Origin of the sequence: Cobetia sp. SIMBA_158 (assembly GCF_046566945.1) — a bacterium.
Taxonomy (GTDB): Bacteria; Pseudomonadota; Gammaproteobacteria; order Pseudomonadales; family Halomonadaceae; genus Cobetia; species Cobetia amphilecti.
Genome location: NZ_JAWJYL010000006.1, coordinates 39104 through 63467 on the forward strand (window position 1 = coordinate 39104; position 24364 = coordinate 63467).

Annotated in this window: 17 protein-coding genes; 11 read left to right on the forward strand and 6 right to left on the reverse strand. The window is 62.6% G+C overall.

Annotated elements, in window-relative coordinates; all coding sequences use genetic code 11:
* Window positions 1–30 precede the first annotated feature (30 nt).
* On the reverse strand, window positions 31–666 hold the full coding sequence (locus R2R70_RS11035) for a DUF4174 domain-containing protein (protein WP_410978002.1): 636 nt from the start codon (window positions 664–666) through the stop codon (window positions 31–33).
* A gap of 669 nt (window positions 667–1335) precedes the next feature.
* Between R2R70_RS11035 and R2R70_RS11040 the strand changes: the two genes are divergently transcribed.
* Window positions 1336–1728: a DUF4168 domain-containing protein gene (locus R2R70_RS11040; RefSeq protein ID WP_043333741.1), complete on the forward strand. Its 393-nt coding sequence runs from the start codon at window positions 1336–1338 to the stop codon at window positions 1726–1728.
* Between the two features lie 138 nt (window positions 1729–1866).
* On the opposite strand, the gene R2R70_RS11045 is transcribed toward R2R70_RS11040, so the two are convergent.
* The gene (locus tag R2R70_RS11045) at window positions 1867–3456 is read right to left on the reverse strand and encodes a BCCT family transporter (RefSeq protein WP_107335558.1); all 1590 of its coding nucleotides are present in this window, start codon (window positions 3454–3456) and stop codon (window positions 1867–1869) included.
* Window positions 3457–3877: 421 nt separating this feature from the next.
* Between R2R70_RS11045 and R2R70_RS11050 the strand changes: the two genes are divergently transcribed.
* The 3 genes from R2R70_RS11050 to R2R70_RS11060 all read left to right on the forward strand — a co-directional run bounded on the left by R2R70_RS11050 (window position 3878) and on the right by R2R70_RS11060 (window position 9178).
* A complete protein-coding gene (locus R2R70_RS11050) occupies window positions 3878–5641 on the forward strand; it encodes an NADH-ubiquinone oxidoreductase-F iron-sulfur binding region domain-containing protein (protein WP_410978003.1) in 1764 nt (587 codons plus the stop codon).
* The gene (locus tag R2R70_RS11055; RefSeq protein ID WP_410978004.1) at window positions 5638–8664 is read left to right on the forward strand and encodes a molybdopterin-dependent oxidoreductase; all 3027 of its coding nucleotides are present in this window, start codon (window positions 5638–5640) and stop codon (window positions 8662–8664) included. Before R2R70_RS11050 ends, R2R70_RS11055 begins: the two co-directional genes overlap by 4 nt.
* A 274-nt stretch (window positions 8665–8938) precedes the next feature.
* The gene (locus R2R70_RS11060; RefSeq protein ID WP_043333148.1) at window positions 8939–9178 is read left to right on the forward strand and encodes a hypothetical protein; all 240 of its coding nucleotides are present in this window, start codon (window positions 8939–8941) and stop codon (window positions 9176–9178) included.
* Between the two features lie 127 nt (window positions 9179–9305).
* Here the strand turns inward: R2R70_RS11060 and R2R70_RS11065 are convergent, their stop codons facing one another.
* Both R2R70_RS11065 and R2R70_RS11070 read right to left on the reverse strand, forming a co-directional pair.
* Window positions 9306–10886 carry a BCCT family transporter gene (locus R2R70_RS11065; RefSeq protein ID WP_410978005.1) on the reverse strand — a complete coding sequence of 527 codons (1581 nt, stop codon included), beginning with the start codon at window positions 10884–10886 and terminating at the stop codon, window positions 9306–9308.
* Window positions 10887–11118: 232 nt separating this feature from the next.
* The gene (locus R2R70_RS11070; RefSeq protein WP_410978006.1) at window positions 11119–11748 is read right to left on the reverse strand and encodes a flavin reductase family protein; all 630 of its coding nucleotides are present in this window, start codon (window positions 11746–11748) and stop codon (window positions 11119–11121) included.
* A 1474-nt stretch (window positions 11749–13222) separates the two neighbouring features.
* Between R2R70_RS11070 and cyoA the strand changes: the two genes are divergently transcribed.
* From cyoA to cyoE, 5 genes are read left to right on the forward strand one after another with little or no spacing between them, the layout of a single operon-like run.
* On the forward strand, window positions 13223–14191 hold the full coding sequence (cyoA, locus tag R2R70_RS11075; protein WP_082388205.1) for a ubiquinol oxidase subunit II: 969 nt from the start codon (window positions 13223–13225) through the stop codon (window positions 14189–14191).
* A 3-nt stretch (window positions 14192–14194) separates the two neighbouring features.
* Entirely contained in the window at window positions 14195–16204 is a 2010-nt protein-coding gene (gene cyoB, locus R2R70_RS11080) for a cytochrome o ubiquinol oxidase subunit I (protein ID WP_410978007.1), read from the forward strand.
* Between the two features lie 2 nt (window positions 16205–16206).
* A complete protein-coding gene (cyoC, locus tag R2R70_RS11085) occupies window positions 16207–16833 on the forward strand; it encodes a cytochrome o ubiquinol oxidase subunit III (RefSeq protein WP_054555336.1) in 627 nt (208 codons plus the stop codon).
* Entirely contained in the window at window positions 16830–17159 is a 330-nt protein-coding gene (cyoD, locus tag R2R70_RS11090) for a cytochrome o ubiquinol oxidase subunit IV (RefSeq protein ID WP_107335551.1), read from the forward strand. The genes cyoC and cyoD overlap by 4 nt, the downstream gene beginning before the upstream one ends.
* Before the next feature lie 13 nt (window positions 17160–17172).
* Window positions 17173–18027 (forward strand): heme o synthase, encoded by an 855-nt coding sequence (cyoE, locus tag R2R70_RS11095; protein ID WP_043333143.1) that lies wholly within the window; start codon window positions 17173–17175, stop codon window positions 18025–18027.
* Window positions 18028–18155: 128 nt separating this feature from the next.
* Here the strand turns inward: cyoE and R2R70_RS11100 are convergent, their stop codons facing one another.
* Entirely contained in the window at window positions 18156–19439 is a 1284-nt protein-coding gene (locus R2R70_RS11100; RefSeq protein WP_192838586.1) for an aromatic ring-hydroxylating oxygenase subunit alpha, read from the reverse strand.
* Window positions 19440–20059: 620 nt separating this feature from the next.
* Here R2R70_RS11100 and R2R70_RS11105 point away from each other — a divergent pair.
* The gene (locus R2R70_RS11105; protein ID WP_339926844.1) at window positions 20060–21169 is read left to right on the forward strand and encodes a hybrid-cluster NAD(P)-dependent oxidoreductase; all 1110 of its coding nucleotides are present in this window, start codon (window positions 20060–20062) and stop codon (window positions 21167–21169) included.
* A 198-nt stretch (window positions 21170–21367) separates the two neighbouring features.
* Entirely contained in the window at window positions 21368–22900 is a 1533-nt protein-coding gene (gene nhaC, locus R2R70_RS11110; protein ID WP_339926843.1) for a Na+/H+ antiporter NhaC, read from the forward strand.
* Window positions 22901–23459: 559 nt separating this feature from the next.
* Here nhaC and R2R70_RS11115 read toward each other — a convergent pair.
* Entirely contained in the window at window positions 23460–24350 is an 891-nt protein-coding gene (locus tag R2R70_RS11115; RefSeq protein WP_054555340.1) for an AEC family transporter, read from the reverse strand.
* Window positions 24351–24364 lie beyond the last annotated feature (14 nt).

The following is a 24364-nucleotide window of genomic DNA, read 5'->3' on the forward strand; positions in this document are numbered from 1 at the left end:
CATCACAGAAGGTCGCTCCTTACAGAAAGGTCACTCCTCCCACTGCCAGTCCTCATCGTTCAAGGGTTCGGGCGAGGTGTGCTCGTCGGAGCCCTGGGGGGGCTTGCGCGCTGCCTGACTGGCTTCGCGCTGGCGCATCGGCATGTTGTCGATCACCTGATAGATCTGGTCGGGGGAGACGAAGCCTTCCTGCTGCATCTTCTTGCCGCCGTCCTTGCCCATCAGAATGACGGTGAAGGGCGCGCCCTCGCGCAGTTGCATGGCATCGCGCAGGGCACGCACCTCCTCGAAGCTCATCGGCACGCCATCGTGGATGCCGCGCGTGCCCATCAGCGTATAGAGCGTCATGTCGCGTTGCTGCATCTCGCCACGCGTGGCGCGCAGTTCCTCGCGCTGACGCTCGAGATCCCGGTCCTGCTCATCCGGCGCGATCAGCACCAGCGAGCGTCGGTTCCAGGTCTCGCCCAAAAGCGGGTTGGCGGCGGGGTCGACATTGGCGGCGGTCATGGTGGTCTCCGCGGTGTCCGGCGAGGTCGGGGGCGGTGGTGCGCCAGTGGATGTCTCGGCGGGCGCGTTCAGGTCGGCGTCCGAATCCAGCAGGCTGATGGCATGCACCGGCGAGCTCAGCAGCAGGGCCGGCAGCAGGACCAGCAACAAGAGGCTCATCAGGCCCGGCGTCAGCCTGTGATGCGAGAGCAGTCGAGGCAGCGCGGGCAGTCTCTGTGTGGACAGTACCTGCGAGGACAGTCTCTGCTTGGACAGTCTCTGCGTGGACGGTATGTGCGTGGACATGGCAGTGCTCCGGCAACGAATGTTATGAGCTGGGCTAGCCAGCCTGGGCTGCAGAAGCAGGTTGCACAGGAGAATGGCACACCCGGGATGACAGCCTCTCCTTCAAGACTAAGACAGTCGCCGAGAGTTTGCTGCCCGTTGGCGCGCGATTTATGTGGTACTTCATGACATGCCACCCTCATTCAGCCTGTGAAAAGGCCAATGGCGACATACCGATAGCGGCGGCAGGAGGTGGCATGCCTGTCTAGAGCGCGTGGCGAGCGCAGAGGCATGTCTGTATCGAGGGCGGGTCGAGTGCGTGGCGGGCAGACTTCACGCGGCTTGCTGCAGATATTTTCACAATCGTGGTGCAAGCTGTATGCGCGTCCAGCCGTCATGACGCCCGCCATGCGCGGCCCCGCGGTTTTTACGTTGCTGATCTGCGACTCATGTAACTCTGGCGATACAGAATGTTTTCAAAGAGTTGCATGAAAAAATGAACATCCTGTCGTCAGGCCCGTCTGAGTTAGGGCAAACACTTATTGATCACTGCTGGAGGCTGCAATGAAACGGATGACTGCATACATGACGGCTGCCCTGATTTCCGCGGGCATGATGTCGGCACCGGCGTTCGCTGCTGACGCACCGGCCCAGGGTCAGTCTACTGCCCAGGCGGCACAGGCTCAGGCTGGCGATTTCACTGACGCTCAGCTGGAACAGTTCGCTGCGGCCTCTCAGGACATCGCACGCATCTCTCAGGAATTCGCCGGCAAGCTGCAGAAAGCCGACGACGAGACTGCCAAGCAGAGCGTGCGTCAGGAAGCCAATGACGAGATGGTCAGCGCTGTCGAAGACTCCGGTCTGGAAGTCGCCACCTTCAACTCCATCGGTCAAGCGGTCCAGAACGACCCGGACCTGATGAAGAAGGTGCAGAAGCTGGCTCAGGAAAACTCCTGATCTCGCCTGGATGACGTTCGGGTCATCCAATGAAAACGCCGCCCCCGGTTGCCGGGGGCGGCGTTTTTTTGTGCCCATGTCTTGCGGCCTGTCAGTCAGTACCGCCTTGGTCAGTAAAGCTTTGGTCAGCGCCGCATGTCAGGCGCCGGCGACCGGACGAATGAGCATGTCCTGTGCCTTCTTTTCCTGCATCAGGCCACGGAACAGCGAATAGCACATCACCAGCAGTACCAGCGTGAACGGCAGCCCCGTGGCGATGGCGCCCGCCTGCAGCGAGCCCAGTGCAGCGCTTCCGCCGCCATAGAGCAGGGCACCGGCGATCAGGCCTTCCATCGCAGCCCAGAACATGCGCTGGCTGACCGGCGCGTCGATCTTGCCACCGGCGGTGATCGAGTCGATCACCAGCGAGCCCGAGTCGGACGAAGTCACGAAGAACACCAGTACCAGCACGATGGCGATGAAGGATGCCACGCCGGACAGCGGCAGGTTGTCGAGCATCTGGAACATGGCCAGCGACACGGAATCGATGCCATTGGCCAGCGCGCCGACGCCATTGATGGCCTGTTCCAGTGCGGTGCCGCCGAAGACGGACATCCACACGATGGTGACCAGGGTCGGCACCAGCAGCACGGCGGTGACGAATTCGCGTACGGTGCGGCCGCGCGAGACTCGCGCGATGAACATGCCGACGAAAGGTGACCAGGAGATCCACCACGCCCAGTAGAAGACGGTCCAACCGTGGAACCAGCTTTCATCGGGGCGGCCGATCCAGTTGGACAGCGGAAGCAGATATTCCACATAGCTGAGGGTGGTGGTGCCCAGGCCCATGAGAATGGCGAGTGTCGGCCCGAAGATGAGGATGAAGATGATCAGGACGGCGGCGATGATCATGTTGATGTTGGAGAGCAGCTTCACGCCGCCATCCAGACCGCGACTGACCGAGTAGATGGCCACCAGCGTCACCAGGATGATGATCGCGATCTGGGTCGGCAGGCCATCGCCGACGCCGAACAGGTAGTCCAGCCCCGATGCTGCCTGAGCGGAGCCCAGCCCCAGCGAAGTCGCCAGACCGAAGATGGTCGCCAGCACGGCGAGAATATCGACGATATGCCCCATCCAGCCCCAAGTGCGCTCACCGAGTAGCGGGTAGAACGCCGAGCGGATGGTCAGCGGCAGGCCCTTGTTGTAGGTGAAGAAGGCCAGCGACAGCCCGACCACGGCGTAGATGGCCCAGGGATGCAGGCCCCAGTGATACATGGTGGCGCCCAGCGCGGCGCGTGCTCCTTCCGGCGTCCCGGCGGGTGCGTTCAGTGGCGTGCCGTACCAGTCGGTGTAGTAGGCCACCGGTTCGGCGACGCTCCAGAACATCAACCCGATGCCCATGCCAGCGGCGAACAGCATCGCGAACCAGGAGCGTGTCGAGAACTCGGGCTTTGCCTTCTGGCCGCCCAGGCGCAGTTTGCCCACCGGATGCACGATCAGCAGCAGGCAGAACAGCACGAAGAGGTTGCCGGCCAGCATGAACAGCCAGTCGCCATGTGCGATGGACCAGGCCTTGGCGCCGCCCAGGGCACTTTCCGCGCCCGCAGGGAAGACGATGGCAAACAGGATGAAGCTGACGATCAGCACGGCGCTGATCGCGAAGACGGGGTTGTGAACATCGAGACCCATGACCTGGACATTGTCCTGGCCGATCTCGTAGTCCGTGTCATACGGATTCGATGACATTTGGTGACCTCATGTTGTTATTGGTGTCGCCAGCCGGGCAGGGCAGCTGGCGTGAAGCGAGGTGTTGTCGTGGGTGTCTCCCGGGGCTGCGATGTGGGAAGGGGGTGGAATGGCAATCCGGAGCGCGGTGGCGAGTCTGACTGCGGGACAGGTCGCCACCGGACCTCGGTGATTGTGTGAGGGCTGGGCGAGAGCGAGTTAGCTGGATACGACGCCGGCATATGCGTGACTGACACAGGGGGCGATTCAGCGCTCAGAGCGGTTGTCGCAGGTGTGCCCGCTTTGTAGATTGCGATCTACAGTGAAGGAAAGTGGTGCGTACTCCCTGACCGCGCACCACTTTCGCGCCCGAGACTTCACTCCTCGCGCGATACGCCAGTACTTGCCTGCTCCTGCCCAATAACAACACCGTGGTGCCGCCATGACGCCTGAGACCCTGACCGAGCCGACACCTGTCGCTCGCCGCCGTTCGCGCAGCCAGTTGCGCGGCCGTCCGCTGGATGCCGAGGCCTGGGCCGAGGTACAGCGCCTGCTGGGCGATGCCCCGGCGCAGCGTGACCTTCTGCTCGAATATCTGCACGTGCTCAATGATGAGGTCGGCTACCTGACGCTGGCCCATCTGCGCGCGCTGGCCGAGTGGATGCGCCTGCCGATGGCCGAGGTCTACGAGACAGCCACCTTCTATGCCCATTTCACCGTGGTTCGCGATGGCGAGACGCCGCCCGCGGCACTGACCGTGCGCGTCTGTGATTCGCTGTCCTGTCAGCTGGCCGGCTCCGAAGCCTTGCGCGCCGGTCTCGCCTCGGGGCTGGACCCCGAACAGGTGCGCGTGCTGCGTGCGCCCTGCATGGGGCGCTGCGACAGTGCGCCGGTGGCGGAGGTCGGGCATTACCATCTCGGCCACGCCAGCGTGGAAGGCGTCACGGCGGCGCTTGCCGAAGGCCATGTGCATGCCGCGCCGGCTGCGAGTCTCGACTATCCGCGGCTGGCGGAATATCGCGCCAGTGGCGGCTATGGGCTGCTCGCCGCGCTGGATGGCGGTGAGGTCAGCATCGATGACCTGGCGCAGATGATCGAACGGGCTGGTCTGCGTGGCCTGGGCGGGGCGGGTTTCCCGACGTTTCGCAAGTGGGGCTTCGTGCGCGCCGAGGCGGGGCCGCGCTATTGCGTGATCAATGCCGATGAAGGCGAACCCGGCACCTTCAAGGACCGCTGCTATCTGGAGCGTGAGCCGCACACCTTCCTCGAGGGCGCGCTGGCCAGTGCGCATGCCATCGAGGCCGAGGCGCTATACCTCTATCTGCGCGACGAATACCCGACCCTGAATGAGGTGCTGCGCGAGTGCATTGCGGAGCTGGAAGCCGCAGGCCTCGTCGCGCCGGGCTATATCCAGCTGCGGCGTGGCGCCGGCGCCTATATCTGTGGCGAGGAATCGGCGCTGATCGAATCGCTGGAAGGCAAGCCCGGCAAGCCGCGTCAGCGCCCGCCCTTCGTGGCGCAATGTGGCTTGTTCGGTCGCCCGACCCTGGTCAACAACGTCGAGACGGTCTATTGGATCGCGCGGCTCCATCGCGAAGGCCATGACCACTACGTCGCGGCTGGGCGTCAGGGGCGTCAGGGGCTGCGCAGCTTCTCGCTCTCCGGGCGCGTCAGACGCCCGGGCATGTATCTGGCACCGGCCGGCATCACGCTCAGCGAGCTGGTCGAGGAATACGGCGGCGGCATGGCCGACGGCCATCGCCTGCGTGCCTATCTGCCCGGCGGGGCCTCCGGCGGCATTCTGCCGGCCAGCAAGGCGGACCTGCCGCTGGATTTTGACACCCTGCAGGCCCACGGCTGCTTCATCGGCTCGGCCGCGGTGGTGGTGCTGTCGGATAAGGATGATCTGGCGGCGGTGGCGCGCAATCTGATGAGCTTCTTCATGGACGAGTCCTGCGGCCAGTGCACGCCGTGTCGTGTCGGCACGCGTCAGATGCTGGCGGCGCTCAGCGGCGATGAGTGGGATGAGACGCTGCTGACGCGCTTGTCGCAGGTGATGATGAACGCCTCGATCTGCGGGCTCGGTCAGGCCGCGCCCAATCCGGTGCTCGGCCTGCTCAAGGACTTCCGGGAGACCCTCGCCAGCAGCGGGGTGCGCTTGATCGCTACGAGCCATGCGGCTGACGCCACGGGAGGTGAGGCATGAATGCGCTGACAGGGTTGGGCAACTCATCCTCGGATGATCAGCCGCTGCGCGAGGATGGCTTCACCATCACGCTGGATGGTGCCGAGGTGACGGCCTATCCCGGCGAGACGCTGTGGAAGATCGCCAAGCGTGCCGGCGAGACGATTCCCCACCTCTGCTACAGCGAAGCGCCGGATTATCGCGGCGATGGCAACTGTCGCGCCTGCATGGTCGAGATCGACGGCGAGCGTACCCTTGCTGCCAGCTGCATCCGCGAGGCGCGGGCGGGCATGGTGGTGCGCAGTGCCAGTTCACGGCGTGCCGGCGAGGCGCGCGCGATGGTGGTGGAGCTGCTCGCCGCCGACATGCCCGCCGAGGCGCACAACCCCGATGTCAGCAGCCACTTCATGGCGATGGCCGAGCTGCTGGCGGTGGATGTCGGGCACGCGCGCGAGACCCTGGGCGGCGCCCGCGAGACGGTCCGCGAGTGGCTGGGGGAGACCGTGGAGGAGTGGTTGCCGACGCAGGCCAGCGCTCTCGATCACTCCCATACCGCGATGGCGGTCAATCATGACGCCTGCATCAGCTGTGGCCTGTGCGTGCGCGCCTGTCGCGAGGTGCAGGTCAATGATGTGATCGGGCTGGCGGGGCGCGGCAGCAATACGCGCATCGTGTTCGATCTCGAGGACCCGATGGGCGACAGCACCTGCGTCGCCTGCGGCGAGTGCGTGCAGGCCTGCCCGACCGGCGCCCTGATGCCCGCCGCCCAGGTGGATGAGCAGGGCTTCGGCGACAGCGCCGCCGTCGATGAGCGCGTCGCCTCCATCTGCCCGTACTGCGGCGTGGGCTGTCAGCTGGAGTATCAGGTCAGTCGCGGCAGCGGCGAAGCGTTGAGTGTCGAGGGTCAACCGGTCGCGACCCTGGCGGATGCCCAGCAGGGCATGGCGGACGGCGACTCCCTCAAGACTGACAAGCGCCAGCAGCGCGTCGCGGATACGCGGCTGGACAACATCATCGCGGTCAGTGGCCGCGACGGGCCCTCCAACCACGGTCGGTTATGCGTGAAGGGGCGCTTCGGCTTCGATTATCCGCGTCATCCGGAGCGTCTGATCCGCCCTCTGATCCGCCGTGACGGTGTGGCCAAGGGGCTGGATGCGAACTTTGACCCCGCCCACCCGCTGACTCACTTCCGTGAGGCCAGCTGGGACGAGGCCCTCGAGGTCGCGGCCGAGGGGCTCATGCGCCTCAAGCGCGCGCATGGCCCCGACAGCCTGGCGGGCTTCGGCAGCGCCAAGTGCACCAACGAGGAGGCGTGGCTGTTCCAGAAGCTGGTGCGCACCGGTTTCGGCTCCAACCATGTCGATCACTGCACGCGCCTGTGTCATGCAAGCTCGGTGGCGGCGCTGATGGAAGGCGTCGGCTCAGGAGGCGTGAGCGCCTCCTTCATGCAGGCCGAGCAGTCCGATCTGATCGTGCTGACCGGCTGCAACCCGGGCGTCAATCATCCGGTGGCGGCCACCTTCTTCAAGCGCGCCGCCAAGCGTGGCACGCGCATCGTGGTGATCGACCCGCGTGCGCTGGCGCTGCGTCGTCAGGCGCATCGCTCGATCCAGTTCACGCCGGGGGCAGACGTGGCGCTGTTCAATGGCATGCTCAACGTCATCATCAGCGAGGGGCTGGCCAATCAGGCCTATATCGAGGCACACACCGAGGACTTCGCCGCGCTGGCGGAGCATGTCGCGGCGCTGACGCCGGAGGCGATGTCGCCGCTGTGTGGCGTGGCGGCAGAAGAGATTCGCGCCGTGGCCCGTGAGTACGCGACCGCCAGGCGCGCGATGATCTTCTGGGGCATGGGCATCTCGCAGCACACCCACGGCACCGACAATGCGCGCTGCCTGATCGCGCTGGCGCTGGTGTGTGGTCATGTCGGGCGTGAAGGCACCGGCCTGCACCCGCTGCGTGGCCAGAACAATGTCCAGGGTGCCTCGGATGCCGGGATGATTCCGATGGTGTTCCCCGACTATCAGCCGGTGGGCGACACGGCGGCGCGCGAGCGGCTGGAAGCGCTGTGGCAGACCCCGCTCTCGGCGACGCCGGGCCTGACGGTGGTGGAGATCATGCATGCCATCCACGCCGATCAGATCCGCGGCATGTACATTCTCGGCGAGAACCCGGCGATGTCGGACCCGGATCTCGAGCATGCGCGCAGCGCGCTGGCGCATCTGGAGCACCTGGTGGTGCAGGACATCTTCGTCACCGAGACGGCGCAGTTCGCCGATGTGGTGCTGCCTTCGTACGCCTGGCCGGAGAAGGACGGCAGCGTCACCAATACCAACCGGCAGGTGCAGCGTGGGCGGGCGGCACTGCGTGCCCCGGGCGAGGCGAAGCCGGACTGGTGGATCACCCAGCAGCTGGCGCGGCGCATGGGACTTGACTGGGATTACGCCGGGCCGGAGGAGATCTACACCGAGATGCAAAAGGGCATGGATTCTCTCGACAACATCGATTGGGCGCGGCTGTCCGAGGAGAACTCGGTGACCTATCCGTGCCTGACGCCGGGAGGCGAGGGCGAGGATGTGGTGTTCGGCGAGGGCTTCCCGCGCGCCAGCGGCCGTGCCCGCTTCGTGCCGACCTGGCCCACGCCGCCGGATGAGACGCTGGATGACGACTATCCGACGGTGTTGACCACCGGCCGTCAGCTGGAGCACTGGCATACCGGCTCGATGACGCGCCGCGCGGCGGTGCTCGACAATCTCGAGCCGGCCGCCGTGGCCACGCTCAATCCGGTGGAGCTGGAGCGACTGGGCATCACGCCGGGCGAGCCGCTCTCGATCACCACGCGGCGTGGCCAGATCACTCTTGCCACCCGCGCCGATCCGCTGACGCCGGCCGGCATGGTCTTCGTGCCATTCTGCTACGCCGAAGCCGCCGCCAACTTGCTGACCAATCCGGCGCTCGACCCGGTGGGCAAGATTCCCGAGTTCAAGTACGCCGCCTGTCGTCTGGCCAGAGCCGAACCCGCCTCGGCGGGTGTGGAGAGCTGAAGCAGACATGTAAGACGGACATGTGAGGTGGACATGGCAAGCGGGCTGGACCGAGCGGATAGATCGAGGCAATAGACCGCAACCGAGCCAGACGCGCCTGACGCAAATGCCTACGCCAGTGGCGTGGGCAGGCACGCAGAGGACGCCCCGGTCTGACCAGAATGTCGGAGACAGCCCGCCGCGCATTTCGGCTATCCTCACAAGGGCTATGCTCAGAACAGAGTGGGTCAATACCAATGATAATGCCCGCCGTCAGCGAGCAAGGAGAATGACGATGATGATCGTGGAGCTGATTGATCACGAAGACTTTCGTGAGCGGCTGGTGGCGCTGGGCGTGCAGATTTCCGAGCATGCCTGCGCGGACACCTGCGCGCGCATGGCACTCAGAAAGCATGCCGAGGTGGGCGTGCCGGGCCTGCAGGAACTGGTGCGCGAGCTGGTGATGCACTCCGATATCCTGCTGCCATCGGTGCGCCAGGCGCTGGACAAGTATCTGCTGCCGGGGCTGCGCTAGGCGCGGCACTCCTGAAAGATTGCGCGCCGCGCACTGACACTGATTGCCAGATGAACAAAAGGGCCTGTCGACTGACAGGCCCTTTTGCGTGGTCGCTCTTCGCGCTCTTTTCACTGCGCGCAGTGTTTCAGCTCGATGCGTTGGCGCGATCGTATTCGCGTTTTTCCCAGCGCAGACCGCGGAACAGCGAGAAGCACATCACCAGCAGTACCACCGTGAAGGGCAGTCCCGTGGAGATGGCGCCCGCCTGCAGCGCACTCAGTGCGGTGCTGCCGCCGCCATACAGCAGGGCACAGGCGATCAGACCGCCGGCCGCTGCCCAGAAGATGCGCTGGCGCGTCGGGGCATCCTGCTTGCCACCGGCGGTGATGGAATCGATCACCAGCGAGCCGGAGTCGGAGGAGGTCACGAAGAACACCAGCACCAGCACGATGGCGACGCAGGAGGTGATGGAGGACAGCGGCAGGCTGTCGAACATCTGGAACATGGCCATCGAGGGAGTATCGATGCCCTGGGCCAGCTCGCTGCCGGCGGCTCGCGCCTCTTCCAGTGCGGTGCCACCGAAGACGGTCATCCACACGATGGTGACCAGGGTCGGTACCACCAGCACGGCGGTGACGAATTCGCGCACGCTGCGTCCGCGCGAGATACGTGCGATGAACATGCCGACGAACGGCGACCAGGAAATCCACCAGGCCCAGTAGAAGATGGTCCAGCTATGGAACCAGCCTTCGTCGGGGCGATCGATCCAGTTGGAGAGCGGCAGCAGATATTCCAGATAGCCGACGCTGGTGGTGCCGAGCCCGGTGATGATGTCCATGGTCGGGCCGACGATGAACAGGAACACCACCAGCAGCGCGGCCAGCATCATGTTGAGATTGGAGAGGCGTTTGACACCGCCATCCAGGCCGCGACTCACCGAGTAGATGGCCGCGAGCGTGACCGCCACGATCACGCCGATCTGACTGACCAGCCCATCGCCGATGCCGAACAGATGGTCCAGCCCCGAGGCCGCCTGGGCCGCGCCCAGCCCCAGAGAGGTGGCAAGGCCGAACAGGGTGGCCAGCACCGCGACGATATCGATGATATGGCCGCTCCAGCCCCATACACGTTCACCCAGCAAGGGGTAGAACACCGAGCGCAGCGTCAGCGGCAGGCCCTTGTTGTAGGCGAAGAAGGCCAGCGACAGGCCGATCACGGCATACATGGCCCAGGGGTGAAGCCCGTAGTGGAAGACGGTGGCCGAGAGTGCCGCCGTTGCGCCTTCCTGCGTACGCGGTGGCGCGTTCAATGGCGTGCCTGACCAGTCGGTGTAGTACGCCACTGGCTCGGCGACCCCCCAGAACATCAGGCCGGTGCCCATGCCGGCCGCGAACAGCATCGCGAACCAGGCCATCCGGCTGAATTCCGGCTTGGCGTCGCGTCCGCCCAGACGCAGGCGGCTGACCGGGTGCAGGACCAGCAGCAGGCAGAACAGGATGAAGAAGTTGCTGGAGAGCATGAACAGCCAATCACCATGGGTGATGGACCATGCCTTGGCGCCGCCCAGTGCCGACTCGGCCGACTCGGGCATCAGCAGCGTGAACAGGATGAAGCCTACGATCAGCAGCGCACTGATGGTGAAGACCGGCTTGTGGACATCCAGCCCGAGTCGCTGAACATTATCCTGACCGATCTGGTAATCCGTCACATACGGATTCGATGACATGGAGTTACCTCGTATGTTTTCTTTCGATAGCCGCTCCTGTGGGCATCTCGAGTCAGAATGAGGGACCTTGTCCCGCCTGGTGGAAGCGTTCAGACCTTGGTCTGAAGCCTTGTGCAACATGCGCCTTTCTGCCAGTTGCAGATGACGGCGTCAAACCTTGAGTCATCCTTGTCGTGCGCTGAAAGGCATTGATTGTATTAAGGTTTATGGATTTATTTTCCTTGCCGGAAAGTCATTCGGGGCGCTGTAGGCTGAACAGGCTATCCGTGCGTGCATAGTCACTGCCGGCCATGCGCCCGATGGCACGCAGCACCTCATTGTCGACATGCCGCCCATCCCAGATCGTCTCGTCGGCATGCATCACCACCACCTCGGCCAGCACCAGTGAACCTGCCAGCGGCTGATCACCGAACGAGATGATGTCGCGCAGTCGACAGCCAAAGGCGATCGGGGCGCCTTCCACGCGCGGAACCGCAAGCGGCGGCATGGCCACCTTGTTCAGACCCGCGTGGGTGAACTCATCCTCGTCGGCGGCGAGACTGGCGCTGGTGAGATTGAGCGCCTCGCTCATCGCCTCGCCACCGATGTGAATGACGCACTCCGCCACCTGCCCGAGGTTGTTGAGAGTGTCCTTGGTCTTGCCTTCGCCATTGCGCAGCGGGCTGAAGGCGAGCACCGGCGGATTGATGCTGGCGATGGTGAAGAACGAGAAGGGCGCGAGGTTGGTGTTGCCTGCCGCGTCGATGGTCGAGACCCAGGCGATCGGCCGGGGCGCGATGCTGCCCGAGAACAGGCGATAGAGGATGCCTGCGGGAAGCTGGTCGGCGGAGATGAGGGAATGCGTGGTCGAGGAGGCAGTCATGGTGAGGGTCTCATTGCAGGGCTCTGGTTGTAGGGCCGATGTTATAGAGCTGTCATCGCAGGGCTGTTGTTGTAGAGCTGTCATCGCAGAGCTGTCATCGCAGAGCGGGCGTTGCAGGGCATGGCTCTCGACCCGCTCAGGCAGCATGTCGCACGGCCCTGACATTGGAGAGAGTGAGAGCCCGGCAAGCCAAGAGACCCGGCAAGCCCAGAGCCCGCTAGACCGAGAGCTCGAGAATCTGGCCGTCGCGGCGAGTGGCGGCCGCGAATCATCGCTGATGTGGAACGCGAATCGCGCCTGACCACAGACCGGTGGTGCTGATGAAGAGTGGCCTGTGTGGCCGCTGGGCGTGGAAAAGGTCCCGGGAAATTCTCCCAGATCATTGTCCCTATTTTTGGTGTGGTCAATTGTCGCAGGTCTTGACCTTTTTCGAGGATGTTGTTCCTGACGCCGCGGTCGAGTTCATTCCTTGTCTGACTCAAGTCACACAATGGGGGCGGGAAACCGGATTTTTGTGCAAAATTGGTAACCATATGGTTTCTGAGGTGTGTTTATTTGTGTATTTTTTATGATGGAAGGCCGGGCGTCATCTGGCAGAAAGGTGGTGAGTCCGCGTAAATGAATGGCGGAAAATGACACTCATCAGGCCATTTGGTTCGGCGTTGATCATGAGAATGGCATGCCAAGGTTGCGAAAAAGTGTCCCCTGTTGATCGGGAATGCCAGCATCATGTGAGACGCATCATGGTGCATTTACCTGTCAGGTCATGATCGATAATGATGCATGTTTTCTCGTCAATGAACGCCGGCCTAATACAAGTATCATGTCGGGAAAATGCCTCTCTCTCCCGGGTTGGGGGAGTACTTCAGCAACTTTTGAAAGGCTCATCGGCACAATTTTTAGCATTTAATTTCAAGTGGTGGCCATTTATTGGGTTTTTGTTGCGCAGTATCGTGTGGCGGTAGTGGTTGCTTCGACGCCACCTGGTGCGCCGATGGCGAGGACATCTGTGGGGATGCACTGAATTGTGGCGCGACAAGGTCGTGATTCTCACGGGCATCATCAAGCAGGGCAGGGGGGCTGGCATCGCGGAGAAGGCTGGCGATTGACGAGCTGTCTGGCCCTGCAAGGCATGCACTGTCGCGACATCATTGCCGTGAGTGTCGGCTTCGCCACCCGATCCCGCTGCCTTAACCTTCCTCGGGCGTGAGAGAACTCATGCCGCTCAAGGCATGATTGGCGCGCACCGGATGGCCGAAGTCATCCGCATGTGGCCCCTGGTGCGTCATCCTGCCCCGTAGTCAGCCCCCCTGTCTTTTCTCTATCCTGTGCCCGCCTGCGGGAAATCTTCTGATTTCGTTCGAAAGATCGACGGCTTCCTGTTGGTCATTTCTTCGAACGCTGTGTTCCACATGTGGGCTCGTCATGACGCCATGGCGTGTTCCAACGAGGTCGTGAGATGAGAAAAAGCCTAATGCGGGGGGCTCTGCGGGGACTCCCTATCCTCGCGGGATTATTGATGCTGTCCGGCTGTGACGCCGTACTCTTCGATCCCAAGGGGCCTATCGGTGAATCCGAAAAGTCGCTGATCCTGACTGCTACCTACCTGATGCTCGTGGTTGTTATCCCGGTCATCTTCATGACGCTGTGGTTCGCCTGGCGCTATCGCGATACCAAGCAGAGCAAGGCGACCTACACGCCCAACTGGGCGCATTCCACCAAGATCGAGATCGTGGTCTGGGGCATTCCGTGCCTGATCATCCTCGCTCTGGGCATCCTGACCTGGAAGAGCACGCACGAGCTGGACCCGCGTGCCGAGATCGTCGACGGCGGTGAGCCGATCGAGGTGCAGGTCGTGTCCATGGACTGGAAGTGGTTGTTCATCTATCCGGAGCAGGGGATCGCGACGGTCAATGAACTGGCCATGCCGGTGGATCGTCAGGTTCGCTTCCACATTACATCCGACACGGTGATGAACTCGTTCTTCGTCCCGCAGCTCGGTAGCCAGATCTATGCAATGGCGGGGATGGAAAACCGTCTGCACCTGATCGGCAGTGAAGTGGGTACCTACGACGGTATCTCTGCCAGCTATAGCGGCGCCGGCTTCGCGGACATGCACTTCAAGGCGCATGTCATGAGCGAAGGCGACTTCGACGCCTGGATCGAGAAGGCACGCGGCAGCAGCAAGGTGCTGGATGACGCTGGTCTTGCCGCTCTCAAGGAGCCGAGCGAGGACGTCGCCCCGACCTTCTATGGTCAGGTCAAGCCGAACCTGTATGAGCAGATCATGGCGCCCTACATGGACGGCATGGAGCTGGGCATGAGCGATGATCAGATGCGCCACATGAAGAAGGGTGGAATGCATCACGACAGCGCCGAACACGGCATGTCCGATCATGACGCTTCTGGTCACGCTGAATCTGCGATGGCAACCGAGGAATAAGCAATGCTTGGAAAACTCACAATAGAGGCTGTTCCGTATCACGAGCCGATCGTCATGATCGTGCTTGCGGCGGTAATCCTCGGTGGTGCAGCCCTTGCCGGCTTCATCACGGTAAAGAAAAAGTGGGCCTACCTGTGGAATGAGTGGTTCACCTCTGTCGATCACAAGAAGATCGGCATGATGTACATCATCGTCGCGTTGGTGATGCTGATCCGTGGTTTCTCGGACGCCATCATGATGCGTTCCCAGCAGATGCTGGCATCCACCGGCGGGCACGGCTATCTGCCCCCGGATCACTACGACCAGATCTTCACTGCCCACGGCGTGATCATGATCTTCTTCGTGGCGATGCCGCTGGTCATCGGTCTGATCAACGTTGTCGTGCCGCTGCAGATCGGCGCACGTGACGTGGCCTTCCCGTTCCTGAACTCGCTCAGCTTCTGGCTGTTCGTGGTCGGCGCGCTGCTGGTCAACATCTCTCTGGGTCTGGGTGAGTTCGCCAAGACTGGCTGGCTGGCCTATCCGCCGTTGTCGGGGGCCAATTACAGCCCCGGGGTCGGGGTGGACTACTGGATCTGGTCATTGCAGATCTCCGGTGTCGGTACCCTGCTGACAGGTGTCAACTTCATCGCCACCATCCTCAAGATGCGTGCGCCGGGCATGTCCCTGATGAAGATGCCGGTCTTCACCTGGACCGCACTGTGCGCCAACGTCCTGATCGTCGCGGCCTTCCCGATTCTGACCGCTACCATCGCGATGCTGACGCTCGATCGCTACCTCGACTTCCACTTCTTCACCAATGACCTTGGTGGAAACATGATGATGTACGTCAACCTCATCTGGGCCTGGGGCCATCCTGAGGTGTACATCCTGGTGCTGCCGGTCTTCGGTGTGTTCTCCGAAGTCATCTCCACCTTCTCCAAGAAGAAGCTGTTCGGTTACACCTCGCTGGTGTGGGCGACTCTCGTCATCACCGTCCTGTCGTTCATCGTCTGGCTGCACCACTTCTTCACCATGGGTGCCGGCGCTGACGTGAACGCCTTCTTCGGTATCGCGACGATGATCATCTCGATCCCGACAGGTGTGAAGATCTTCAACTGGCTGTTCACCATGTACCGCGGTCGCGTCGAAATGACCTCTCCGGTGCTGTGGACCCTGGGCTTCATCGTCACCTTCACCATCGGTGGCATGACCGGCGTTCTGCTGGCCGTTCCGGGCGCCAACTACGTACTGCACAACTCGCTGTTCCTGATCGCTCACTTCCACAACGTCATCATCGGCGGCGTGGTCTTCGGTGCGATGGCCGGTATCACCTACTGGTTCCCGAAAGCGACCGGCTTCATGCTGTGCGAGAAGTGGGGCAAGCGTTCCTTCTGGTTCTGGATCACTGGCTTCTACCTCGCCTTCATGCCGCTGTACATCCTCGGCTTCATGGGCATGACCCGTCGTCTGCAGCACGTCGACAACCCGCTGTGGGTGCCGTACCTGGTCGTCGCCTTCATCGGCGCCTGCCTGATCATGATCGGTATCGCGTGCACCGTGATCCAGATCGCGGTCAGCATCAAGAACCGCAAGCAGCTGCAGGACACCACTGGCGATATCTGGGGCGGTCGTACCCTGGAGTGGAGCACCACTTCACCGGCACCGTTCTACAACTTCGCTCACGAGCCGCAGGTTTCCGAGCTCGACGAGTTCTGGGAAATGAAGGAACGTGGCATCGAGCAGGAGGCCAAGAAGCCTTATGCGCCGATCCACATGCCGCGCAACGCCGCTGCTGGCGTCATCATCTCCGCCTTCAGCCTGGTGTTCGGTTTCGCACTGATCTGGCACATCTGGTGGATGGCCGTGGTCGGGCTGGTCGGCATGATCGCCACCTTCATCGTGCGCTCCTTCAACTACGACATCGACTACTACGTGTCCGTCGAGGAAGTGGAGCGTGTCGAGCGTGAGGGTCGCGAGCGTCGCGCCCTGCCCAGCGCCCGCACACCTAACGACACAGTGGTTCAGGGGTAATCATGGCGAATAATGCAATGACATCTCACGATGGGGCGCATGACGCCCATGACGATCACGAGCATCACGATACCAACGGCCTGAAGGTCTTCGGTTTCTGGCTCTATCTGCTGAGCGACTGCATCCTGTTCGCGATGCTGTTCGCGGGCTACGTGGTACTGAGCCAGGCGTATGCCGGTGGCCCGACGGGCGCCGAGATCTTCGAGCTGGACTTCGTGCTGGTCGAGACCGCGCTGCTGCTGGCCTCGAGCTTCACCTACGGCCTGGCGATGCTGGGCATGAACCGCGGAGACAGCTCCGCGGTGATCAAGTGGCTGATGATCACCTTCGCCTGTGGCGCAGGCTTCATCGCGATGGAAATCTATGAGTTCCATCACTTGATCGTGAACGGCCATGGTCCGGACAAGTCCGCGTTCCTGTCTGCCTTCTTCACCCTGGTCGGCACCCACGGTCTGCACGTGACCGTCGGTCTGATCTGGATGGCGCTGCTGATCTTCCAGGTCAAGCAGAAAGGCCTGACGGAAGTGCATCGCGGTCGTCTGATGATGCTCAGCCTGTTCTGGCACTTCCTGGACGTCATCTGGATCTGCGTCTTCACCGTCGTCTATCTCACAGGAGTGATGCTATGAGCCATTCCAACAACGACCACAACGACAATCACGGCAGCGTCAAGCAGTACGTGACCGGTCTGATTCTCTCCATCATCCTGACCATCATCCCGTTCGGGATGGTGATGATGATGGATGATCCGGGTGTCGGCGTGATCTGGGCCGTCTACGGCTTCGCCATCGCTCAGGTCTTCGTGCAGCTGTATTTCTTCCTGCACCTGGACGGCTCCAAGGAGCAGAGCTGGAATGTCATGGCCATGCTGTTCACCCTGGTGATCGTGGCAATCGTCGTTGGTGGTTCCATGTGGATCATGATCGAGCTGAATCAGAACATGATGCCCATCTGATAGCGTGAGCCTGATGATCAAGGACTACCTGCGTACCACCAAGCCGGGCATTATCTTCGGCAACCTGATCACCGTCAGCGGCGGCTTCTTTCTCGCTTCCGGTGGTGAGGTGGATTGGGCGCTGTTCATCGCCACCCTGGTCGGGGTGGCGTTGATCGTGGCCTCAGGCTGTGTGTTCAACAACTGCATCGATCGCGATATCGACCGCCACATGGCGCGTACCCAGGGCCGTGCCCTGGTGCAGGGCGACATCTCGCTGAAGGGGGCCTTCGTCTTCGGCAGCGTGCTGGGCCTTGCAGGCTTCTGGCTTCTGGCCGCGATGACCAATCTCATGGCGATGATCGCCGTGGGACTGGGCTTCGTGATCTACGTCGGGGCCTACAGCATGTGGCTCAAGCGTGGTTCGGTGTATGGCACCCTCATCGGCTCACTGTCCGGCGCTGCGCCGCCAGTGGTCGGCTACCTGGCCGTCACCGGTCAGGCGGACATGGGGGCGCTGCTGCTGTTGATCATCTTCAGCATGTGGCAGATGCCGCACTCCTATGCGATTGCCATGTTTCGTGTCGATGACTATCGGGCCGCCAATATTCCGGTACTCCCGGTAGCGCGAGGCATGGAGCATGCCAAGCGTGTAGTGACGGGGTACATTGCCGGCTTCATCCCGGTGTCGCTGTTGCTGACACTGTGGGGATATACCGGCATCTGGTATCTGGTAGTCGCGACCGTCACGGGTGGCTGGTGGCTGTATCTGGCCGCCTGGCGCCTCAAGGATCAGCCTGATGCCTCCTGGGCACGCAAGCTGTTCGGCTTCTCCATCATCATCGTCATGGCGCTCAGCCTGATGATGAGCCTGGACACGCAGCTGTAATCCAGCCGTAGTACCTCTCGGGTGACCCGCCTTCGGCGTGTTGCCCGGGTGAAAGCCAAAAAACCCGCCACCGGCTTGCCGGTGGCGGGTTTTTTCTTGCCTGTCTTTTAGTAGAAGCTCACAAACCCTCAGGCCAGCTGCAGATGCGGCTCCTGCTGTTCCTTGAGCGCTTCCTGCATGCGCTCGGCATACCAGTCGACGAAGTCGACGACACCGAACTCGAAGGTCGCCGAGTAGGGGCCGGGCTGATAGGCGCTGGAGTTGACGCCGCGCTGGTTCTCTTCCACCAGCTGACGGTCCTGATCATTGGTGGCGTCCCACACCTTGCGCAGCTTCGCCAGGTCGTAGTCGACACCTTCCACCGCGTCCTTGTGCACCAGCCATTTGGTGGTCACGCGGGTCTTGAGGGGGCCGATCGGGTCGACCTGGAAGACCACGGCGTGATCGCCCATGAAGTGGTTCCAGGAATTGGGCAGGTTGAGGATGCGCAGCGAGCCCATGTCGGGGCTTTGCAGGCGACCCAGCAGCTTCTTGCACGCCGGGGTGCCGTCCGTGGTCATCGAAACGGTGCCTTCCAGCAGCGGCGTGCGCGTCATTCGATTGCGGCGACCGAAGCGCACCAGCTGATAGGGCACCTTCTCGGCATCCCAGTCGGCCTGCTTCTTCGCGACCAGCGCCTTGTAGGCCTCGGTGGCACGCGGGTCATCGGTGTCATCGAATTCCTGCAGGGTGTTGAGCAGCTCCGGGTGGGAGCCATCGCAGTGATAGCACTCGCGATTGTTCTCGATCACCAGCTTCCAGTTGCCTTCCTCGATGATGGAGGAGCTGGCCGCGACCTTGACGTTCTCCATGTCGTAGGGCTTGAGGTAGAACTCCAGCGTCTTGAAGAACGGCTCGCAGTTCTCGGGCTGCTCGGCGAGGTTGATGAACAGCATGCCGCCGGCTGAGCGCACGTGGACGGGATGCAGGCCGTATTCACTGGTATCGAAGGTGGTGCCCATGTCGGAACCGGCGAACAGCAGGCGGCCATCCAGCTCATAGGTCCACTTGTGATAGCCGCACACCAGCTTGGCGACCTTGCCGCGCTCGGTGCTGCACAGGCGGGACCCGCGATGACGACAGACGTTATGGAAGGCATGGATGGCCCCGTTGTCACCGCGCACGATGATGATCGGACTGTTGCCTACATCCATGGTCATGAAGTTGCCCTTGAGCGGGATCTCGCTGCTGAGGCCGGCAAACAGCCACTCGCGCTCGAAGATCTCCTTCATGTCGAGATCGAACAGGCGCTGATCATTGTAGAAGGGCTGGGGCAGGGTGTAGCCGGGACTGCGGGCCTCTAGAAGCCGCGCGGCGGCCTCGCGTACCGCCTGACGCTGCTGATCCTGAGCGTGTTCCAGTAAGTCGCTCATCGCGGTGTCCTCGCACGGTCGGTAGGCGCCGGGAGCAGGGTCGCCTTGGGTTGAGTGAGTGTGCTGATCATTGTTGTTGTGAAGCCGGGACAGAGGGAACGAGTGAACAGACCATTGCCGGGCAGCACCGCGGGGCGACATCGGCGCACCCATGAGGGAGTGCCGATGCATCGCGCGGTGCGTCATCCCGTCCTGGTCGGGTCGGGTGTCGAGGGCGGCGCAGGCAGAGTGCCGCTCGCTCGACAGGATAGTCAGCGTGGAAGTTCAGGCAGCTCGCATGACGTCTGAAGGGCATTGCCACGCATGGATCGCAGTGTGGCTGAGGTCAAGACGCGACTTATGTCTGATGGCGACGCTCAATGACGTATTTCCGACGCCGGTCGTCTGCGCAGGGGCTTTGAGGCACAGGCAGGCGTAGCGATGAGGCGGGGGCAGGGCGCTGCGGGGGCGGGATTGGAGTGATCGGGCATGTTTCTGTCGTGCACGGATAAATGCTTGCCGGGCGCTGACTCGACAATCCTGAGCATGTCCCACCGTTGGCCGCGCACGCAGCGCAGGGTGGCCTGACACTGTCTCTTCAAGAACATGTCTCCAAGAACAACATGCCCAGCGAGGCCTTCATGAGCACCACTCTCAGCAACTTCAATCCGGTTACGACACAGACCTGGACCAACGGTCGACATAGCGTGCGCTGCGTGAAGGTCATTCAGGAAACCTGGGACGTCCGCACCTTCTGTTTCATGGCCGAACAGCCGGTGATGTTCTTCTTCAAGCCGGGGCAGTTCGTGACCCTGGAGCTCGAGATCGATGCCCAGCAGATCATGCGCTCCTACACCATCTCCAGCTCACCGTCGGTGCCCTACAGCTTCTCGATCACCGTCAAGCGCGTGCCGGGCGGGCTGGTCTCCAACTGGCTGCACGACAACCTCAATGAAGGCGATGTGCTGGCGGTGCACGGCCCGGTCGGCAACTTCAACTGCATCGACTACCCGGCGGAGCGCATTCTGATGCTGTCCGGTGGCGTAGGCATCACGCCCTTGATGTCGATGGCGCGCTGGTACTTCGATACCAACGCCAACGTGGACATCTCCTTCGTGCACAGTGCGCGCAGCCCACGCGATATCATCTTCTGGCGTCAGCTCGAGTTCATGGATTCCCGCGTGCCGGAGTTCAACATGCACGTCATCTGCGAGCGCTTCGAGACCGGCCAGACCTGGTCCGGCTATCGCGGCTATCTCACTGACGCGATGCTCGAGATGATCGCGCCGGACTTCATGGAGCGCGAGATCTTCTGCTGTGGCCCCACGCCCTACATGAATGCGATCAAGCATCTGCTGCGCAGCCACGGCTTCGACATGAGCCGCTATCACGAGGAATCCTTCGGTGCCACGCCGGTCGATGTCGAGGAAGAGGCCATCGAGCAGGCCGAACAGGCCGAGGTGCTGGCCGACGAACTGGACCGCTCCGATCTCACGCGGGTCGAGTTCTCCACCACCGGCAAGTCGGTGCAGATCGCCCCGGGCGAGACCGTCCACGCTGCCGCCGCCAAGCTCGGTCTGCATATTCCCAAGGCCTGCGGCATGGGCATCTGCGGCACCTGCCGGGTGCAGAAGGTCTCGGGCGAGGTCGAGATGGAACACAACGGCGGCATCACCGATGAAGACGTCGCCGAAGGCTTCATCCTGTCTTGCTGCAGCGTGCCCAATGGCGATGTGGTGATCGATTACTGATCCACAACCTGGCCTCCCGCCCTGCTGGCTTTCGCGAGCGATATTCACGGGCGGGCGCAGGCACTGGATAAATGCGCTGGATAAATGAGAGGACATGTCGCATTCGCGCGGTTGGATGACGCAGTCAGTCAGCCGCGACTTCCCGGGTCCCATTAGCGTTAGGGGTACAAAAAGTACAACTAACTAATGGAGCAAGACATGACTCGGGATGTGAAGACCCCACTACGGCCATCGCTCAAGATGGCCTGCCTGCCTATCGTGGCCACCCTGGCCGTTCTTGCATTGCAACTGTTCGTGTTCGGCGAGTTCACTCCGCATGTGCCGCTGGTATGCGGTGTCGCCATCACGGCGCTGATCGGCTGGAAGCTGGGCCACGGCTGGTCGGCGATGGAAGAGGGCATGATGCGTATCGTGCGTGTCGGCCTGCCTTCCATCGCGATCCTGATTCTGGTCGGCATGACGGTCGGCGTATGGATCGCCTCCGGCAGCGTGCCGATGATCATCTACTACGGACTCAAGCTGGTCTCGCCGGAATACTTCCTGGCGGCGGCCATGCTGCTGTGCGCGGTTGTCTCGGTAGCGCTGGGTACCAGCTGGGGCACGGTGGGCACGGTGGGGCTTGCGCTGATGGGCATCGGGGCCGGCTTCGGCATTCCGCCGTGGTGGACCGCCGGTGCGGTGGTGTCCGGCGCCTTCTTCGGTGACAAGGTCTCGCCGCTGTCGGATACCACCAATCTGGCGCCGGCGGTGACGGGCGTGAATCTGTTCGCACACATCCGCAACATGATGCCGACCACCATTCCCGCCATGCTGATCGCGCTGGTGATCTATCTGATCGCCGGCAACCTGCTCGCCGCCGGTCAGGTGCTGGATCTCGAGCGCATCACCGCCATCACCGAAGGACTTTCCGGACACTTCACCTTCAATCTGTGGGTGCTGATGCCGCCGCTGCTGGTGATGACGCTGGCCGTTGCGCGCATGCCGGCACTCCCGGCGCTGTTCGTCGGGGTGCTGGCCGGAGCGGTCGTGGCATTCGGCGTACAGGGCGAGGCGGTCAAGGCACTGTTCGGCTATATGCAGGGCGGCTACGCCTTGAGCACCGGCGTGAGCGAGATCGACAGCCTGCTCAATCGCGGCGGTATCATGTCGATGGCCTGGGTCATCCTGCTGGTGATGATCGCACTGGCCTTCGGGGGCTTGCTGGAAATCATCGGCTGTCTGGAGGCGCTGTGTGCCGCGGTGTTGGTCAAGGTGCGCGGTATCTTCGGTCTGCAGGTCGCGGCCAGTTCCACGGCGGCGCTGACCAATGTCATCGCGGGCGACCCCTACCTCTCCATCGCCCTGCCAGGGCGCATGTACGCGCCGATCTATCGAGGTGAGGGATATTCGACGCTCAATCTGTCGCGCTCACTGGAAGAGGGCGGCACGCTGATCTCGCCGCTGATTCCCTGGAATGCCGGTGGTGCGGTGGTGGTCAGTTCGCTGGGGCTGATGGCCGGTGGCGCGGGCATGGAGGGGCTGCTTTACATTCCGCTGGCCTTCGCCTGCTGGCTGTCACCGTTGCTGGGGCTGCTCTACACCCTGCTTGGACGCTTCATCATCCGGGCCGATGATGCCGAGCGCGCCGAATGGCAAGCCAGGGGACATGCCGTGACAACGCTGGCCCAGCTGCGTCAGCAGCAGGCCGAGGGCCTGGCGGGACTGCAAGCCGCCACGCCCGAGGTGCGCTGACAGCCTGCTCGGTATGAGTGCTCTAAGACTTCATGCTCAGGTTCATGAGCAAGTCGACTCGCGCAGGAAGACGGCACAAACCATCTGGAGGTGCAGACGACTTCGGGGCTACCCTTCAGATGTTGCCACGTGAATGAGCGCATGCAGTGCAGGGGGCTCTGCGGGAAGTCCCGCCAGGCCACGCCAGGGTTCGCCCTGGTGCCATAAGCACAAGGCCCCGTTGGGCTGCATGCCATCTTCAGCTGCGGGTCGAGAGCGGAGAGCGTTCACGTCAGGTCCACGACTGCCACTCCAGTCACGGGTTTGGTCAAAAGGGCAATGATGACACAAGGGAACGGTGCGCCACCTCCAGGCCGGGAGCGGGTGCCAGCAGGACTACAAGGCTGATCGTCGCAACAGGAAGCGCCGTGCTGCTCAATATCGGGATGGTGCAATACCGTCTTCTTCACGGCACGGCAGTTTCCGCGGGAAGGTGTCACACGACCACGCAAGCTCAGGCTCGCGTGGTTTTTTTGTGCCTGTCATTCACTGCGGGAAGGCTCGGGCGGCTTCCTTCGGGTCAGCCCAGTGTCGCCCCCATCGCCGCCAGCAGCATGGGCAGATAGAGGAAGGCGGCGAGCGTCGAGCAGAACACCAGCGTGGCCACGTACTCCGGCTCACGCCCGGCCTTCTGGGCGAACATGTAGTTGTAGACCGCCACCGGCATGGCCATCTGCATGGTCAACACGTGAAGTGCCAGCGGAGGCAGGTCCAGCAGGGTGCCGATCCCCCAGGCACACAGGGCGGCAAAGGGAATGCGCAGGACACTGAAGCCCACGCCCGCCGCCAGATTCTTGACGCGAATGCTGGCCAGCGACACGCCCAGGGTGATCAGCATCAGCGGCACGGTGAAGCCGGAGATCAGCTCCAGGCTGTTGGCGACGAAGCGCGGCATGTGTACATCGCAGAGCAGCATGAGGGTGGCGACGATGCTGGCCCAGATGGTCGGCGAGCGCACCACGCTGCGCAGCGGGTTGCCGCTGGTGCTGGCAAGCCAGGCGCCGAGGGTGAACTGCAGCAGTGACATGGTGACCATGATGGTGATGGCGTAGGCGAAGCCGGCCTGGCCGAAGGCGTAGAGCGAGACGGGCAGGCCCATGTTGCCGACGTTGGAGAACAGCAACGGCGCCACCGCGACCTTCCAGGGCTTGCCGATCAGGCGCGCGAAGGGCCAGCTCAGCGCCAGCAGCAGAGCCATCACGGACAGCGTCGCCAGGCCCGTGCGCAAAAAGCTCGAGTTGTCGATCTCGGCGCTACCCAGCGCATTGAGGATCAGCGCCGGCGTGCCGATGTAGAGCACCAGCCGGGTGACGAAGGCCATCGGGTAGTCGTTGCCCAGCCTGACCCAGAAGAAGCCGATGGCGGCGCCACACAGTACCGGTGCCATCACCGCCAGCAATTCCATCAGCATATTCTCAACTCCCT